The 16,301-nt window shown below is 61.7% G+C and carries 14 protein-coding genes; 4 read left to right on the top strand and 10 right to left on the bottom strand.

Annotation, left to right across the window (positions count from 1 at the left end):
* Positions 1–5: 5 nt before the first annotated feature.
* The 4 genes from AC4PR2_RS07185 to aaeX all read right to left on the bottom strand — a co-directional run bounded on the left by AC4PR2_RS07185 (position 6) and on the right by aaeX (position 3,866).
* A complete protein-coding gene (locus tag AC4PR2_RS07185; protein ID WP_087763582.1) occupies positions 6–473 on the bottom strand; it encodes a ribonuclease in 468 nt (155 codons plus the stop codon).
* A gap of 279 nt (positions 474–752) precedes the next feature.
* Positions 753–2,720, bottom strand: coding sequence for a p-hydroxybenzoic acid efflux pump subunit AaeB (gene aaeB / locus AC4PR2_RS07180; RefSeq protein ID WP_087763581.1), 1,968 nt, complete (start codon positions 2,718–2,720; stop codon positions 753–755).
* Positions 2,720–3,655: a p-hydroxybenzoic acid efflux pump subunit AaeA gene (aaeA, locus tag AC4PR2_RS07175; RefSeq protein WP_084827489.1), complete on the bottom strand. Its 936-nt coding sequence runs from the start codon at positions 3,653–3,655 to the stop codon at positions 2,720–2,722. Before aaeA ends, aaeB begins: the two co-directional genes overlap by 1 nt.
* A gap of 7 nt (positions 3,656–3,662) precedes the next feature.
* Positions 3,663–3,866 carry a p-hydroxybenzoic acid efflux pump operon protein AaeX gene (gene aaeX, locus AC4PR2_RS07170; protein WP_004936952.1) on the bottom strand — a complete coding sequence of 68 codons (204 nt, stop codon included), beginning with the start codon at positions 3,864–3,866 and terminating at the stop codon, positions 3,663–3,665.
* Positions 3,867–4,180: 314 nt separating this feature from the next.
* Between aaeX and aaeR the strand changes: the two genes are divergently transcribed.
* Positions 4,181–5,092, top strand: a complete 912-nt coding sequence (gene aaeR / locus AC4PR2_RS07165; RefSeq protein ID WP_004936950.1) for an HTH-type transcriptional activator AaeR — start codon at positions 4,181–4,183, stop codon at positions 5,090–5,092.
* Here aaeR and AC4PR2_RS07160 read toward each other — a convergent pair.
* Both AC4PR2_RS07160 and AC4PR2_RS07155 read right to left on the bottom strand, forming a co-directional pair.
* The gene (locus AC4PR2_RS07160) at positions 5,083–5,427 is read right to left on the bottom strand and encodes a hypothetical protein (protein WP_060424629.1); all 345 of its coding nucleotides are present in this window, start codon (positions 5,425–5,427) and stop codon (positions 5,083–5,085) included. The two genes, aaeR and AC4PR2_RS07160, sit on opposite strands and share 10 nt — an antisense overlap.
* On the bottom strand, positions 5,424–5,699 hold the full coding sequence (locus AC4PR2_RS07155; protein ID WP_443014498.1) for a zinc ribbon domain-containing protein: 276 nt from the start codon (positions 5,697–5,699) through the stop codon (positions 5,424–5,426). Before AC4PR2_RS07155 ends, AC4PR2_RS07160 begins: the two co-directional genes overlap by 4 nt.
* Positions 5,700–5,906: 207 nt before the next feature.
* Between AC4PR2_RS07155 and uriH the strand changes: the two genes are divergently transcribed.
* The 3 genes from uriH to AC4PR2_RS07140 all read left to right on the top strand — a co-directional run bounded on the left by uriH (position 5,907) and on the right by AC4PR2_RS07140 (position 9,213).
* Complete coding sequence (gene uriH, locus AC4PR2_RS07150) at positions 5,907–6,848, top strand: uridine-preferring nucleoside hydrolase UriH (protein WP_060424624.1); 942 nt, start codon at positions 5,907–5,909, stop codon at positions 6,846–6,848.
* A 5-nt stretch (positions 6,849–6,853) separates the two neighbouring features.
* Positions 6,854–7,060 (top strand): hypothetical protein, encoded by a 207-nt coding sequence (locus AC4PR2_RS07145; RefSeq protein WP_127554753.1) that lies wholly within the window; start codon positions 6,854–6,856, stop codon positions 7,058–7,060.
* A 473-nt stretch (positions 7,061–7,533) separates the two neighbouring features.
* Entirely contained in the window at positions 7,534–9,213 is a 1,680-nt protein-coding gene (locus AC4PR2_RS07140; protein ID WP_443014497.1) for a PglL family O-oligosaccharyltransferase, read from the top strand.
* Between the two features lie 45 nt (positions 9,214–9,258).
* On the opposite strand, the gene AC4PR2_RS07135 is transcribed toward AC4PR2_RS07140, so the two are convergent.
* From AC4PR2_RS07135 to yhdP, 4 genes are all read right to left on the bottom strand, one after another.
* Complete coding sequence (locus AC4PR2_RS07135) at positions 9,259–10,023, bottom strand: CDP-diacylglycerol diphosphatase (protein ID WP_413727292.1); 765 nt, start codon at positions 10,021–10,023, stop codon at positions 9,259–9,261.
* A gap of 107 nt (positions 10,024–10,130) precedes the next feature.
* Positions 10,131–11,576, bottom strand: a complete 1,446-nt coding sequence (gene tldD / locus AC4PR2_RS07130) for a metalloprotease TldD (protein WP_443014496.1) — start codon at positions 11,574–11,576, stop codon at positions 10,131–10,133.
* Positions 11,577–11,583: 7 nt separating this feature from the next.
* A complete protein-coding gene (gene nit1 / locus AC4PR2_RS07125) occupies positions 11,584–12,444 on the bottom strand; it encodes a deaminated glutathione amidase (RefSeq protein ID WP_004936930.1) in 861 nt (286 codons plus the stop codon).
* Positions 12,441–16,244: an AsmA2 domain-containing protein YhdP gene (gene yhdP / locus AC4PR2_RS07120; protein WP_443014495.1), complete on the bottom strand. Its 3,804-nt coding sequence runs from the start codon at positions 16,242–16,244 to the stop codon at positions 12,441–12,443. Before yhdP ends, nit1 begins: the two co-directional genes overlap by 4 nt.
* Between the last annotated feature and the right edge of the window lie 57 nt (positions 16,245–16,301).

Genomic DNA, 16,301 nt, shown 5'->3' with positions numbered 1-16,301 from the left:
CAAACTCACTCCACACGAATGAAGTTTTTGTAATGGTCGCGCGTGACGAAGATCAGACCGTCGCTCGAATACAGCAGGCGATCGGCGCCGCGCCGGCCACACTGGTAATTGATGTCCGCTTCGCGCCAGACCCGGCCGCCGGCGGTCGGCAATTGCCCTTCACGGTTAGAGAATCGATCGCCGCCAATCGCCTTGCCCGGCAATACCACACAGAGGTTGCCTGAACGCGGATCCCAGCCCTGCTCGCGCGCCTGCTTCTTGGTGACGTAATAATCCGGCAGCCGCTGATGCTGCTGCAGGTAACTCACCACCGTTTGCTGCTGCGTGAGCCGATCGATGCTCTGCTGCTGCCCCGCCGGGGCCTGGACCACCGCCGGATTGCCGCCGATCGCACGGTGCTCGTTGCCGCGCAGCGCGCTGAAGACGGCGATGATCACGGCGATGACAATCGCCACCAGAATCCGCTTGTTCATGACATTCCCTGAAATTATGCCGCCGAAGGCGCCGCAGCTCCCCCAGGCTAGTTAGGTATATAGTCGACCTGGATGAAACTAAGATGACCGGCAAGTAACGTTTTCGCGGCGGCTAAGGTTTCATCCATTCATGACAATGATGCCACTTTCCAGCCGTTCTGGCACTCGGAGTCTCTCTGAAAACGGGCCGCCTCTTATGAGACGGCCGCCGTACCAGGCGCTGCTTTCAGTATAGTCAGGGAAGGCGCCGCATAACGCGGCGCAAAAGGCGGGAACGCATCAATCGATCAAGGCGTGGCGATAGCGATGCAGCATGTCGGCCAGGCGTTTCACCGGCCCGGTGACGCTGAGCGGCGCCTGATTGTCCACCAATTTTTGCTGGTACTCGTTCATTTCACCCAGCAAGCGATCGTAGTAATAGGCGCGCTTGACGTCGTTCTTGGCCGAGACCACCCGATCGGCGGTGCTGCGGATCTGGCGGTGGAAGGCCGACAGCTCTTCGCTGACCGGGATTTCCGCCCGCTGCATACGCTGGTGGGCGATGATCAGGTTCAGCGCCAGACGATACTTGGCGATATCGTTCGGGAACATCATCAGCAGCTGGTTGAGCTGTTGATACAGCGCTGGCAGGTGGTTCTGCCGACGGCGCGCCGCCTTGGTGGTCAGCGCCGACACCGCGCTGCTGACGAACTGGTTGAGCAACGTGCGGCCGGTGCGCTCGCGCGAATTGTCGCGGATCAGCAGCAGCACCATCAGCCCGACGCAGCTACCGAGGAACTGGCCGAGCGCCCCATCGAGAAACTGGGTGACGTTGAACTCCATCGGGTTGCTCAGCACCAGAATGTTGATCGTCCCCGCCAGCAGCCCCAGCGAACCGAGCCGCCGCTTCTGCACCTCGATGCCGATGAAAAACGCCAGCAGGCCGAGGCTGAGACACAGCAGCAAAATGCTCTGCTGCGTCGCCGGCAGGATCACCATGAAGAACAGGGAACCGACCGGGATCGCCGCCAGCATGCCCAGCACGAAATCCATCGCCACCATGCGCGGCGCCGGGGTGCGCATCGCCAGCGAGGTGATTACCGCGATGATCACCATAAAACCGCTGCCGGACGTCCAACCGGTCCACAGCCACAGCAGGCTGCCGAACGCCGTGGCCACAAAGGTGCGCAGGCCGTTGATCATCGCGTGATGCCCTTCCGCCGAGGTCGGCTTGACCACGGTTTCATTGCTTAACACGCCCTCTTCCACCGCGCTGATACTGCCGTTGGTGCGTACGCCCTTCGACAGCAGCAGGTAGCGCGTCGCCGCGCCGACCCAGCCGGTGAGGGTCGGCAGCGTTTCATCGGAGCGATGCGTGGTCAGCACCTGGCGCAACAGCTTCATGCGCTTGTGGATCTCCTGCGGGGTTTCCGCCGGCACCATCAGTTGCTCCCGCAGGCTCGCTTGCAGCGCGTCCGGGTGATTCAGCAGGATCAGATAGGTTTCGCAAGCCTGGGTGATCAGCGTCAGCGACAGGGTATGCAGCGCCTTCACCCGACGGTTGACCTTCTGCCAGCGCGAGGACTCCATCATCAGGTTGTTGCGCATGCCATCCAGCGCCGTGGTGCTCTTGACCAGATTGCTCCAGGCACGGTCAATGTCTTCTTTGTCGGCGTTGCTGATGCACATCTGCATCAGGCGATATTGATCCACCAACAGCTGATCCACCGCCCGATCGATGTCCTGCTTGATCGAACGCGGCGAGAACAGCAGATCCGCCAATACGGCGCTGACGATGCCCAGCACGATCTCGCTGCAACGCTCGATGGCGAACTGCGGCGCTTCCAGCAGATGGGCCTCGCTGGTGGCGACCGTCACGATGATGATCAGCGCGGTATAGCCGGCCAGGCCCCAGGCGTAGGAGTTCTCGACCTTGATCAGCGAAGAGAGCCAGGTGCAGAAGCCGGCCCAGATGCAGCACAGCAGCAGCATCACCACTGGCGCACGGGCGGTGGTGATGATAATGATCAGGCCGACAAAGCAGCCGATAAAGGTGCCGATGATGCGCAGCCAGCCGCGGTGGCGGATGGCGCCGGAGAAGGGTTCACCGCCGGCGGCAAAGGCCGGGCCGGCGGCGACGATGGCGGCGGTCATCGCCGACCAGCGCGGGGTTTCCAGGTTGAGATGGAAACCGACGAACAGCGCAAACACAATCGCGAAGCTGAGTTTGAAGGCAAACCTCAGCCGGATAAAGGTTGGGCTGTTCATTAGCCGAACTCACGCAGCCGGTGCATCAGGCGCACAAAGGGCGAGCCGCTGTCGGCATTGCGATCGTTCTTGCCGACGATCACCACGGTGGCGGTAGTGCCTGCCGGGTACGGATGCTGTTGGTCCTTGGCGTCCAGCAGGATCTTCACCGGCACGCGCTGCGCCAGGCGCACCCACTCCAGGTTGCTGTCGATCGAGGCCAGCCCTTTGCTGTTGACCGTGCTGCTGCTGTTGTTCACCGCCGCCGCCACGCTGTCAACGGTGCCGTGCATGATGCGGTTGCTGCCGAGCGGGGTGATCTCCGCGCGGTCGCCCTTATTCAGGCCGGTCAGCTTGGTTTCTTCCAGGTACGCCAGGATGTAGAAGGAGTCTTTCTTCACCAGCGCCACCGCCACCGAGCCGCGGGTGATGTATTCGCCGGCGTGGACGTTGAGGTTGGTGATCCAGCCATCGGCCGGGGCGCGCACCGTGGTACGCTCCAGATCCAGCTGCGCCAGCTCGCGCGCCGCCACGGCCTTCGCCAGCTGGTGTTGCACGGTCTGCAGCGAGTTGTTCGACTGGTCGATTTCTTCCTGCGACATCGCCTGCACGCCCAGCTTCACGCGGCGGCCGGCTTCGCGCCGTTTTTCCGCCGCCAGCGTTTGATAGTAGGCGACGTCGGCACCGGCCTCCGCCAGCGCCTGCTCATAGCGCGGCCGATCGACCACGAACAGCACCTGGCCTTTCTTCACCAGCTGGTTGTCCACCACCGGCACTTCGGTCAGCAGGCCGCTGACGTCCGGCGCGATCGCCACCACGTCGGCGGTGAACTTGGCGTCACGTGTCCACGGCGACTCGGTGTAGAACACCCAGGCCTTGAACACCGCAACGATACCCAGCAGCACAAGAATCAAAGTGATCGCGATTCGGGTTATTTTTATCGAAAAATTTTTCACAGCGACCTCAAACAAAAAGACATGAAATCAGATAAAACAAGCAGCAATACAGCGCGGTGTTAAACAGCGCCGGATGCCAGACAAAATCGTAAATCCCCGTCGGCTGCAGCAGGCGGCGCAAGAGAAAAAACAGCGCCAGCGACACCAGCAGCTCGAAAAACACCGGCGGAAACGACAGTCCGAAGATGACCATAACCGGAAGCAAACTCATCACTTTTTCCTTATTGTTCACTACGCCGGGGAAAGACACATCTCGCCATTCACATTCTCTTTACATTTTAGCGTGCGCGCGCCACAAATCTTGACCGGACAGCTTGTCCAGGTCACGAACCCGAAAAAAGGTTAAACTTTGGGGCAGACATCCACGACAGGGATTGCGAGGGTGCCGGAGGAGCGGCAGGATTGCGTCGCCGCTCGCTCTCGCACGTTGGTAAGGTCTATTCACCCGACCACGTTATATTAGCCTGCTTACTATCAAGGCATCAACAATCTGTGATCTAAATCACTTTTAAGCCAGAGTGAATAATGGAAAGATTAAAACGGATGTCGGTATTCGCCAAAGTGGTTGAGTTCGGGTCGTTTACCGCGGCCGCGCGCCAACTCGACATGAGCGTTTCATCGATCAGTCAAACCGTCTCGAAACTGGAAAATGAGCTGCAGGTCAAGCTGTTGAACCGCAGCACGCGCAGCATCGGCCTGACCGAGGCCGGCAAAATCTACTATCAGGGCTGCCGACGCATGCTGCAGGAAGTCAGCGAAGTGCATGAGCAGCTATACGCGTTTAACAATACGCCTGCCGGCACGCTGCGCATCGGCAGCTCATCCACCATGGCGCAAAACGTGCTGGCGAACATGACCGCCGAGATGATGAAAGAGTACCCGGGCCTGACGGTCAACCTGGTGACCGGCATTCCGGCACCGGATCTGATCACCGATGGATTGGATCTGGTGATCCGCACCGGCGCGCTGCAGGACTCCAGCCTGTTCTCCCGCCGCCTGGGGCAGATGCCGATGGTGGTGTGCGCGGCCAAAAGCTACCTCAGCCAGCACGGCACACCGCAGAAGCCGAGCGACATGGTCAACTTTTCCTGGCTGGAGTACAGCGTGCGCCCCGACAGCGAATTTGAACTGATGTCGCCGGAGGGCATCACCACGCGCATTTCACCGCAGGGGCGCTTCGTCACCAACGACTCCTCCACCATGATCCGTTGGCTGAAAAACGGCGCCGGCATCGCCTACGCCCCGCTGATGTGGGTGATCGAAGAGATCAAGCGCGGCGAGATCGAGATCCTGTTCAAAAGCTACCATTCGGATCCGCGACCGATCTACGCGCTCTATACCGAGAAGGACAAACTGCCGCTGAAGGTGCAGGTGTGTATCAACTACCTAACCGACTATTTCGAACGCGTGGCGGCGGTCTATCAGGGCTATCGCTGAGCGGCGCTCAAATAGCGGTGCGCCAGCGCGCCCAGCAGCATCAGCGCCAGCATGCCGAGGCCCCATAGCAGCCAGACGGCGTAGCCGGCCCAGTTCAGCAGCAGAGGAAAATAGCTCGCCAGCCCGCTGCCCAGCTGTTTCAGCCACGGCAGCCAGGCATCCAGCACCGTCTGCGGCACCAGACTCAGCGCACCGCTCACCGGCAGCGATGCGCCGCCGGCCGCTTCCGCCAACGCCGGGAGCCAGGTCAGCACGCCGGCCACGCCCCAGGCCAACAGCGTCCATAGCGCCATGGCGCCCAGCAGCAGCGCGGCTGTCCAACCGCCCCGGTTCACGGCACACCGCCGCCGCACTGCGGGCAAAAGCGGCTGCCCGGCGGCAACGGCGCGGCGCACTGGCCGCAGGTGGCGCTCACTGTGGCAAATGGCTGACCGCAGCGATGGCAATAACGTGCGCCCGGTTTATTCACCGCCTGGCATTCCGGACACTGCGGCCCCGGCTCGCCATGCTGGTTATAGCGGTTGCCATGATGCCCGCCGCGGTGACCCGCGCGCTGATGACCGCCGTTAATACCGCCTTGCCCCAATAACCTTTTCAGTAAGCTCATCCCGCCTCTCCTCTGTACATTGACGCTGAAGCTCACTGTAAACCCTGGAGTAAACTCCAGGGTAAAGCCCGGCGATGAGGATTTACGTTTCATTACATCGAAAAAGTGGCAAGGCTTTGATGCCGTTAACAAAAGCACCATCGGTATTATCCCACGCCGCCGCGCTGCGTTATGCTGCGGGAACCTCTCCCTGCATCAGGAATAACCATGAAAAAAATCATACTGGACTGTGACCCGGGGCATGACGACGCCATCGCCCTGCTGCTGGCCTGGGGCAATCCGCAGATCGACCTGTTGGCGGTCACCACCGTGGTGGGCAATCAGACGCTGGACAAAGTGACGCGCAACGCACTGGCGGTGGCGCGCATCGCCAATATCACCGGCGTGCCCTTCGCCGCCGGCTGCCCACGCCCGCTGGTGCGCAATATCGAAGTGGCACCCGACATTCACGGCGATTCCGGCCTCGATGGCCCGGTGCTGCCGGAACCCCACCTGCAGCTGGACTCGCGCCACGCGGTGGATCTGATCATCGATACCGTGATGGCCCACCCGCCCGGCAGCGTGACGCTGGTGCCGACCGGCGGCCTGACCAATATCGCCATGGCAGTGCGCAAAGAGCCGCGCATTGCCGAGCGGGTCAAGGAAGTGGTGCTGATGGGCGGTGGCTACCACGTGGGCAACTGGAGCGCGGTGGCGGAGTTCAATATCAAAATCGATCCCGAGGCGGCGCACATCGTGTTTAACGAAAAATGGCCGCTGACCATGGTCGGGCTGGATCTCACCCACCAGGCGTTGGCCACGCCGGCAGTCTGCGAGCGCATCGCCGCCCTCGGCACCCGGCCGGCCGCCTTCGTCGGCGAACTGCTGGCCTTCTTTGGCCACATGTACCGGCAGGCGCAGGGCTTCAGCGCCCCGCCGGTACACGATCCTTGCGCGGTGGCTTACGTGATCGATCCGAGCGTGATGACGGTGCGCAAAGCGCCGGTGGATATCGAACTCACCGGCACCCTGACGCTGGGCATGACGGTCGCGGACTTCCGCGCGCCGCCGCCGCCGGACTGCCACACCCAGGTGGCGGTCAAACTGGATCAGGATAAATTCTGGGATCTGGTGGTAGATGCGCTGGAGCGGATTGGCGAAGTGGAGTGAGATCTGTGAAACATGGATTAACGCGCTTTTACAGGCGCGTTGGTCCGTCTGGCATGATGGCAACAGGGATAGGCAGACCATCTCTCCGTTATTTACAAGAGCACAGAACAATCTTAAAAAAATTTACTTTAATAAAATTCAAAAAAAACCATAAGAACAAGAATAGTCTTAATAAAAATAAAAAATGGCGTGATAAAGAAAATGTGAAATAAGATAATGAACAGCGATAAATAAAATAACGCCCACCGCACCGCCATTAGCAACAACGATTTAACAATAAAATGCTTATCTCATTGGCTCCGTCAGCTGTTTGCCCAGACGCTCGTTGCCGCTCACACGGCGTTCCATTACGCACAAGACAATCACAACCAATTGATTTAAAAACAAAAACAAAACAATAGATTAAAAATTGACTGGAGCGAGATAAATTTGAGAAAATGACAACCCTGTTTAAAAAAAATAAAAAACCTTTTTGCAGGCAACTGAATACGGCTTCCCCCTTTTTATATAAGCCGTCCCCGCGCTCACAGGGGGGGAATTATTTATCACTTCGATATGAAGTCTTTTCAATTCCTATAAAGCATTTCAGGCATTGACGCTTCAGCGAATTTAAACCCCAGGATAAGGATAGGGAATCCTCAAAAAATGCATTCAATGAACGATATCGAGACATGGCGGGTTAACCATGACCGATAAAGCCCCCGTTAACGCACCGGCTATCGCCGTGTTGCCCCTGCTGCTGATCTGGATGGCGGTGCTCCTGCCGGTCTATCACCCCAACATGGGCGGCGGCGGCCTGGCGCTGCCGCAAAATATTCTGGCCTGGAGCGTCATGGCACTGACCACGCTGATCGTGACCTTCACCGTTTGCCTTGGCCGTACCCGTCTTTCGCTTACCCCCACGGCACGCCTGTTGCTGCTCGGCATCGCCGTGCTGGCGCTGCCGCTGCTGTATACCCGCCCCGAGTGGCGCGAAGATGCCCTGTGGCGCTGCGCCGGTTTGCTCGGCGGTTGGCTGTTCTATGTCGCCTGTCTGCAGCTGCGCCTGACAGCCCGGCAGCGCAACCTGTTGCTGTACGGCCTGCTGTTCGCCGTCGGCGTTCAGGCGTTGCTAGCGGCGCTACAGCTGTTCGCCCCTGCTCTGGCCTGGGTATCTCCTAACGGCAGCCGGGTCTACGGCGTCTTTCAGCAACCGAACGTGCTGGGCAGCTTCATCGCCACCGGGCTGGCTTTGGCGCTCTGGCTGCTGCTTGCCCCTCTCTCTGCGCCGACGCGGCGGCAACTCCCGCTGCTCGCGCTGCTGGCCGCTTTCTCCGCCCTGCTGGTGCTGATCCAGTCGCGCGCCGCCTGGCTGGGCGGTGCCCTGGCAGCGGCGTTGCTGCTGTGGCGTTTTGCCCGCCAGCACCCGGCCGTGAGCCGCTGGGCCGGCGGTGCGCTGTTGCTGGGCATCGCCCTTGGCCTGATGGTACTGTTCACCGGCTTTGGCCTGGATGGCCGCTCAGGTCTTATCGCACGCGAAGGCTCCAATTATTCACGTCTGACAATGCTGCAAGATACCCTAAGTATGATCCTGGCCAAACCGCTGCTGGGCTGGGGCTACGGCGGCTTTGAATACAGCTTCGCGCACTTCCGTCTGCAGACAATGCCCTGGCGAGAAGTGTTGGAAGTCGCCGGGCACCCGCACAATGAAATCCTGCTGTGGTGGGTTGAGGGCGGCCTGCCGGCGCTGGCGGGTATCGTTATCGTCCTCGTCGCCGGCGCGCTGCTGTTGAAACGCGCCTGGCAACGGGATCGCGAGCAGCCGGCCGGTGCGCGCGTCGGGCTGTTTCTGGTGCTGCTGCCAATGCTGGTACACACCCAGCTGGAATACCCTTTCTATCTGTCTACGCCGCATTGGCTGGCGTTTCTGCTGCTGCTGGCGCTGCTGGACGGCCAAACCGGCGAGCCGCGCCCGCTGCCGTTCGCCAAAGCCCTTAGCCTACCGGTGGCGATGGCGGCCATCGGCGTACTGGTGATGGCGGTCTTTGCCTGGCAAGGGCGCATGGCGCTCACCCAATCGGAGCGCACCATGCTGGCCACCATCGACAGCATCGAGCAGATGCCGCCGCCGGCCGCCTGGATCTACCGGGAGCGCAAAACCTTCGACGAGCAATCTCACGCGCTGCTGGTCTATAACCAAACGCGTGATGATGCCCTGTTGACCGGCTATCGGCAGTGGGCCAACGCCTATCTGCAGCGCCGTATCGACGCCAACGTCTACGCCACGCTGATCATGATCTTGCGCTACCAGGGTGCTCAGGCGGAAGCCGACGCTCGCCAGCGGGAAGCCGCTTTTCTGTTTGCGCGGGATGCGCGGTTCAGGTAGGAAAAGTGAGGTGAGAGCGTGTTGCTCTCACCTGCCGTCTTGAGATTAACTCGGCAAAATCGCGCACGTTTTATCCAGCAGCGATTCTACCGAGGCGCGGTTGCCAACGTCCCAGCCGCGCTTCGAGGCCAGCAAGATAAACCCCCGTTGGCCGGCAAACGTGGTCGGAACGACGGCCACGCCATACTCCGCCAGCTGCTGCGGCGAGAGATGAAAATAATCCGCAAGATCCTTAATCGGGTAGATGCCCATCGCGGTCGGTTGCATCACGCGGCGGGCATAGTAGGTGTGGCGCAACAGCTTATCCGGCAAAGGTCGCCATTGTTCCTGAATATAGGGGCGTTCTGCCTGTAATTGGCGCCGTACATCTTCGCGCAGACAGGTCAGGTGAATATGCAATTGGTTCTGGCTGCGGCCATAAGCGGAGTTGATCGCCATGCCCAGCCTGTCGTCCGGCACCGGCCCGCCATACTCGGCGGCCAGCCGGTAACGCATCAGCCATGCATAGCCAAAATAGTCCGTCCGCTCCCCGGCCAGCAGCAGCGGGCTTTCAATGCCGGAAAGCGGCGCCGTCGGCACCAGAATGAAGTGATAGGGATAACGCGGGTTTTGCAGCACGCTAAAGCCCTGCGCTTTCCCCTGCGGCATATAAATCTGCTCACACGGGGCCGGATCGCGCTTTTGCTGATAGTTGGCCATGCAGAGCTTATCGACCACGCCCCACAGCGCATCGGAACGGGCGCAGCCCGTCAGGGAAAGAACGCCCAGCAACAGCAACCAACGCCGGGTAGACACACCAAAGCACGCCATCGTCATCTTTCTCGGCATCATCGCCGCACAGCACTCTTTGCGTGGGCGAGAAAAAACTCAAAATGGGGAATGAACAAGGGGCCAGTGCATGGCCCCTTGAGGAAAGATTACGCCGTGCCGCCGACGGTCAGCGTATCCAGTTTCAGCGTCGGTTGGCCGACGCCCACCGGCACGCTCTGGCCTTCCTTGCCACACACGCCCACGCCTTTATCGAGCGCCAGATCGTTGCCGACCATCGAGATCTGCTGCATCGCCTCGATGCCGGAGCCGATCAGCGTCGCCCCTTTCACCGGTTTGGTGATGCGGCCCTTCTCGATCAGGTAGGCTTCGGTGGTGGAGAACACGAACTTGCCGGAGGTGATGTCCACCTGGCCGCCGCCAAAGTTCGGCGCGTACAGGCCGTATTCGACGCTGGCGATGATCTCTTCCGGCGTCGATTGGCCCGCCAGCATATAGGTGTTGGTCATGCGCGGCATCGGCAGATGCGCGTAGGACTCGCGGCGGCCGTTGCCGGTCGGCGCGACGCCCATCAGCCGCGCGTTGAGCTTGTCCTGCATGTAGCCTTTCAGCACGCCGTTTTCGATCAGCACGTTGTACTGGCCCGGCACGCCTTCGTCGTCGATCGCCAGCGAACCGCGCCGCCCTTGCAGGGTGCCGTCATCCACCACGGTGCACAGCTCGGAAGCCACCAGCTCGCCCATATGGCCGCTGAACACCGAGGTGCCACGCCGATTGAAGTCGCCTTCCAGGCCGTGGCCCACCGCCTCGTGCAGCAGGACACCCGGCCAGCCGGCCCCCAGCACCACCGGCATATTGCCGGCCGGCGCCGCCACCGCGCCAAGGTTGACCAGCGCCATGCGCACCGCTTCTTTGGCGTAAGCATCGGCGCGCACGTCGCCGTCGACGGTTTCCAGGAAGTAGTCATAGCCGAAACGGCCGCCGCCGCCGCTGGAGCCGCGCTCACGCTTGCCATCCTGCTCCACCAGCACGCTGACGGAGAGGCGTACCAGCGGGCGAACGTCCGCCGCCAGCGTGCCGTCGGTGGCAGCCACCAACACCTGTTCGTAAACGCCGGTGATGCTGGCGTTCACTTCCTGCACCCGTGCATCGGCGGCACGCGCCACCTTGTCGACGCGGTGCAGCAGGGCAATTTTCTCTTCGCGCGGCAGGCTTTGCAGCGGATCGAGCAGCGGGTACAGCGCCCGATAGCCGATCTCGCCCAGGGTGTGCGCCCGCCCGTCGCCCTGCTCACTCACGATGCTGCGCGCCGCCTGGGCGCTCTGCTGCAGCGCATTCAGGGTGATCTGATCGGCATAGGCGAAGCCGGTCTTCTCGCCGCTGACGGCGCGCACGCCAACGCCCTGGTCGATATTGTAAGAGCCATCCTTGATGATGCCGTCCTCGATCACCCAGGCTTCGTGATAGCTGGACTGGAAATAGAGATCGGCGTAATCGATACGGCGTTCTGCCAGTTGACCCAGTACCTTGTACAGGTCTTGATGACTCAGCTTGTTGGTAGCGAGTAACTGCTCACTGACAAACGTCAGGCTCATAATGGTTTCACTCTTGATTGGAGGATAACTTGTCAGACGGCGCCGTCAGCGACGTCTGGAATCGGTTGTGCTGCAGCACCGGCATCTGCGCACGAATATTTTTCAGGCTTGCGGTGTCCACGCGCACCTTCAGCGCCGCCACGGCGTCCGCGTTCTCAGCCAGCACCTTGCCCCAGCCGTCGACAGCCAGCGTGTGGCCCCAGGTGCGGCGGGTCGGCCCGTGGCGCCCCACCTGCGCCGGCGCCAGGATCATGCACTGGTTCTCGATCGCCCGGGCGCGCAGCAGAATTTCCCAATGCGCCTCGCCGGTGACCCGGGTAAAGGCCGCCGGCACCGAAATCAGTTCGGCCCCCTGTGCCCGCAGCGCCTGGAACAGCGCGGGGAAGCGCAGATCGTAGCATATGGTCATACCCAAACGCCCGACCGGCGTATCCACTACCGTCAGGTGCTGCCCGTGCTGGTAGGTATCCGACTCGCGGTAGTGGCCGTGCGCATCGTTGATGTCCACATCGAACATGTGCAGCTTGTCGTAGCGGGCGCGGATTTCGCCCTGCTCGTCGAACAACAGGCTGCTGGTGGTGATAAGCTCCGGGTTTTCGCGGCTGATCAAGGGCATCGAGCCCACCAGCAACCACACGCCATAGCGGCGCGCCAGCTCGCGCACCGCGTTTTGCAGCGGACCGTCGCCCTGTTTTTCCGCCTGTTGGCGGTAGGCCGCAGAGTTGGCGAACAGCAGCGCGTTCTCCGGCGTCATGACCAGTTTTACCCCGGCATTGAGCTGTTTGATCTGCTGTTCAATCTGGGCCAGGTTATCGCGCACCTGATCGCCACTGCACAACTGCAACAACGCAACGTTAGCATTCCTCATGACGCCTTATCCTCCTTTGCCTTACGAAGTACCTCATTGATCTTCGGCTGGTCGAGATCGCCGCCGATATGGTAGCGAATCAGCGAAATCTTGCTCCACAGCGGCCCCAGCACCTGCGAGGCGGCAAATACCGCCGCGCCGACGATCGGGTTCACCACAAACGCCGTGGCCACGCCGACGGTCGCCGAAATCGCCGGCGCCACCACCGCCTCCATATCAATACGGCGGCGCGCCAGATCGATCTGGCCACTCATGGCGATATCCGCCGCCAAGCCGTCGATCAATAGATTATCAGTATGCATTATGCCATCTTTCAGCCAGGCGGTGCTGCGGATGGAGTCAAAGTAGAAGCCTTTGCCGAAGGTATCGCTGAAATCGAACTGCAGCTTGCGCAGCAAGGCGTCGAAGCTGACCAATCGCAGCAGCTGACCGGCGCGGCCGCCGCCCATGCTGTCGATCTCGCCCTTGCCCATCTTGACCTGCAGCGCGCCGCTCAGCGTATTGACCTGCGGCTGCCACGGCGCGCCGTGCCAGTACAGATCGAAGTCCACGTCGTAAGGCGCGCCTTTCAGCGGGATAGTGATGCCGAAGAAGGCGGCGGTTTCATCGATTTTGCCGCCGAGCAGCTTGCCTTTCAGCGAGCTGCGCTCTTCCTGCGCATTTTGCTTCCACAGGCCGGTGGCGCTCATACGCCCTTTGCCGGTGTCGACCAGGCCGTGATCCAGCGTCAGGGTATCCCCTCGATTGCTCAGATCCGCCTCGACCCTGCCGAAGTTCTGCCCCAGCACCCAGCACGACTTGCAGCGCAGCATCAGCGAAGGCCAGTCGCGGAAGGAAACTTTCTCCGCCGGCGGCGTCGGCGTGCCCGCCGCGTTTTTCGTCTCGGCGAACTGCGGGTTGTAATACAGGTAGTTGATATCGGCGCGCCACGGCCCGCGATCGGCCACCCGCAGGCTGCCGTCCACTTCATCGCTCTTAGCGCTCACCACGGTGGCACCCAGCTGTTTTTCGGCCGACAGCGTCAGCTTATGCCAGGCCTGGCCGCCCAACAGCAGCTGCGGCGTGGTCAGCGCCACGGTGGTGGGGAAGCTGAAGCCGCCCACCTGACCGCTGCCGCCCCCCTGTTTCAGCGCCGGCGCCAGCAGCGCCAGCCACTGCTCGCCGTCCAGCGCCGGCAGGTTCAGCGTCATCGACTTGCCGGCCGGCAGCGGCGGCGTGCCGCCACCATTGGTTTGCCAGGCGGCGCGCGCCAGATTCACCTGTTTTTTGTCGAAGCGCCATTCACTGTTGAAGCGGTTTTGCTTGCCCGCGCTGCCGGTCAACATGAAGCCGTTCAGACCGCCTTTGACCTTAACGTTCACCGGCAACGCCTCGCCCGGCGGTTTGTCCAGCGGTGAAGGTAAGTGACTGCTCACTTTTTTCAAATCCGCGTCGATGCCGATATCGTAGCTGGCCGAGCCCTGATGTGGGAGCGCGATGGCCACCTGGCTCTGCCAGGGCGCACTGCCGCTGAGCGCATCGGCAACCTCTTTCGGCAGGCCGGGGAACTTGCCCGGCTGCCAATCACCCTTCAGGCCGACGTCAATCTTGTAGTCGCGAGCGCCTTCCTGCGTGGAGAAGTTGACCGCCACCGGCTGCCCGAACCAGGTGGCCGACAGCGGGTCGCTCTGCAGGTTACCGTTGTCGAAGCGGAACTTGCCGCTGAGCTTCTGCAACTCGCTATCCAGCGGCTTGATCAGCAACGAGTTGTTGTTCAGCGCCACTTCACCGGTGGCTTTGACCAGCTCGCCGTCCAGGGGAATATCGAGATGTAAGCGCCCACTGACATCACCGCCAATCTGCAGCTGCTCCAGCGCCGCCCCCAGCGAATCGTGCAGCGGCGTCTGCATGAAGTAGTCGTGCACGTCGCTGCCCGCGCCTGCGACTTCGGCGTCGATCAGCAGCCGCTCTTTCAGGTAATCCGGGATCACCGCGCTGATATTTTTGCCCGCCACCTTGCCCAACCGGGTTTGCGGCGCATGCATCCACAGCCCCTCGTTGGCGAAGTCGAGGTCGATCGCCAAATCGGTCAGCGCCGGCCAGCCCGGTTGGAACTGGAAGGTGGCGTGGCGCAGCGGCACGAAGACTTCAAACTGTCCTTCGTTTTTACGGTACGGGAAGTGCTGCGGATCGCCGGAATAAATCAGCGTGGCGTTATCCACCTGGCCGCCCTGAATGGCGCCGCTCAGGTAGTCCACCAGATGCTTGCCCATCAGCGGTTCCGGGAAATAGCGCCAGGCGTCGGCGCCGTCATACAGGCGGATGCCCGCCAGAATGTTCAGCCACGGATCGCCCTTGGCCGGCTGCTGATAGCGGAAATCACCGTTGACCCACAGCGACTTCGCCTTGACGTCCAGCCCCTGGCTCGCCAGCTCCCAACCCCGATCGTTGTAACGCCAGGTCAGCGCGCCGCGCGCGCTGCTGACTTCAAGCGGCGCACGGAACATATCGCCGTAAGGCAAGGTGCTGCCTGCCAGCCCCAGCGTCAGGCGGCCGTTCTCCACCCCGCCGCTCAACGCCCCGGAGAAGTGGTTGACGCCCGGCAGCAGTTCCCAACGCTGCCAGCTGACATCGCGCCACAGCGCCTGGAAACGGCTCTTTTCCGGCTGGTTCAACGGAATGTCCAGCGCCAAGGCCTCCATCGTCCCCTGCGGCTGCAGATCGTTCCAGCGATCGAGCACGTCCGGGCTGAGGAACGAGAAGGTCGGCAGCAGCGCCGACAGGCGCTCCAGCTGAAGGTTGGTCGCGCGCACCCGCAGCTCTTCATTCTGCGCCGGCCCCATGAACTCGGTGTTTTCCGGCAGCCACAGGGCGGAAAGCGTGCCCTGCGGCCAGGCCTGGCCGTCGGTGCTCAAGCGCAGCTGCGGCACGTCGAGCTGCCAACCGGTACCCTGGCGGCGCAGCGACAGCGCCAGATTGTCCACGTCCAGCCGGTGCTGCGCGGCGCCGGTATCCCAGTTGGCCGCCCCCTGCTTGAGCAACGCGTGGCCGCCGGCAATCTCGCCGTTCTGCACCTGCAGCCAGGCCGCCAGGCTGAAGTCAGCGCTTTCCAGCCCGGTGTTGGCGCGCAGCCAGCGGGTAAACCAGGGTTTCATGTCGATGTTATCGGCCTGCAGGTAGACCGTGCCGGTGTCCAACAGGCCCTGATTATCGCGCAGGTCCATGCGCAGCTGCACCACGCCGTGTTGGCCGTTCAGCGTCGACAGGCTGATCTGCCCCTCGGCGCGGTGACGATCGCGGCCGTTGAGCCAGGTCAGCTGAGGAATGTCGAATTCGGCGCGCGCGCCGGCGGGCGTCAGGAACGAGATACGGCTGTCGCGCAAATCGAAGTGATCGAGCTGGCGTAGCATCAGATCGCTGATTTTACCCGGTTCAAGGCCTTCGCCCTGCCGGTCGCCGCCCAGCGTGGCGTTCAGATCGAGCCGGAATTGATAGAAAGTCAGATCGCGGAACTGCCAGCGCCAGTGCAGCAGCGATTGCCACACGTCCAGCGCCAGCGTCACGCGTTCGATATGCACATTGCTTTTGGGCAGCGTAACGCTCAGGTTACGCACTTCAAGCTGTGGGCCGAACGTTTCCCAACTGCCCTGCAGGAAATCCATCTGCACGGGCACGCCGGACAGCTTCTCCACCTGCGCCAGCAGTTGGGGACGGTAGTCGTTCAGCTTCGGCAGCATCAGGCGCAGCCCGCTGATCAGCAGCGCCACAATCACGATTAGGGTGGCGCCTGTTGCTAACAGAATCCCAGGCAGTCGCCTCACGCAGTTCTCCTTGCTCCGCTGCCTGGCAACGGGAATATCTATGCACTGACGGGCCCG

Source organism: Serratia sp. A07, assembly GCF_058725505.1.
Note: the sequence above shows the minus strand (reverse complement) of the source record. Positions and strands in the feature narration are given on the sequence as shown.

Coding starts and splice junctions, on each gene's coding strand:
- AC4PR2_RS07185 (WP_087763582.1), bottom strand. CDS start 473: ATGAACAAGCGGATTCTGGTGGCGATTGTCATCGCCGTGATCATCGCC.
- aaeB (WP_087763581.1), bottom strand. CDS start 2,720: ATGAACAGCCCAACCTTTATCCGGCTGAGGTTTGCCTTCAAACTCAGC.
- aaeX (WP_004936952.1), bottom strand. CDS start 3,866: ATGAGTTTGCTTCCGGTTATGGTCATCTTCGGACTGTCGTTTCCGCCG.
- aaeR (WP_004936950.1), top strand. CDS start 4,181: ATGGAAAGATTAAAACGGATGTCGGTATTCGCCAAAGTGGTTGAGTTC.
- AC4PR2_RS07155 (WP_443014498.1), bottom strand. CDS start 5,699: ATGAGCTTACTGAAAAGGTTATTGGGGCAAGGCGGTATTAACGGCGGT.
- uriH (WP_060424624.1), top strand. CDS start 5,907: ATGAAAAAAATCATACTGGACTGTGACCCGGGGCATGACGACGCCATC.
- AC4PR2_RS07140 (WP_443014497.1), top strand. CDS start 7,534: ATGACCGATAAAGCCCCCGTTAACGCACCGGCTATCGCCGTGTTGCCC.
- AC4PR2_RS07135 (WP_413727292.1), bottom strand. CDS start 10,023: ATGGCGTGCTTTGGTGTGTCTACCCGGCGTTGGTTGCTGTTGCTGGGC.
- tldD (WP_443014496.1), bottom strand. CDS start 11,576: ATGAGCCTGACGTTTGTCAGTGAGCAGTTACTCGCTACCAACAAGCTG.
- nit1 (WP_004936930.1), bottom strand. CDS start 12,444: ATGAGGAATGCTAACGTTGCGTTGTTGCAGTTGTGCAGTGGCGATCAG.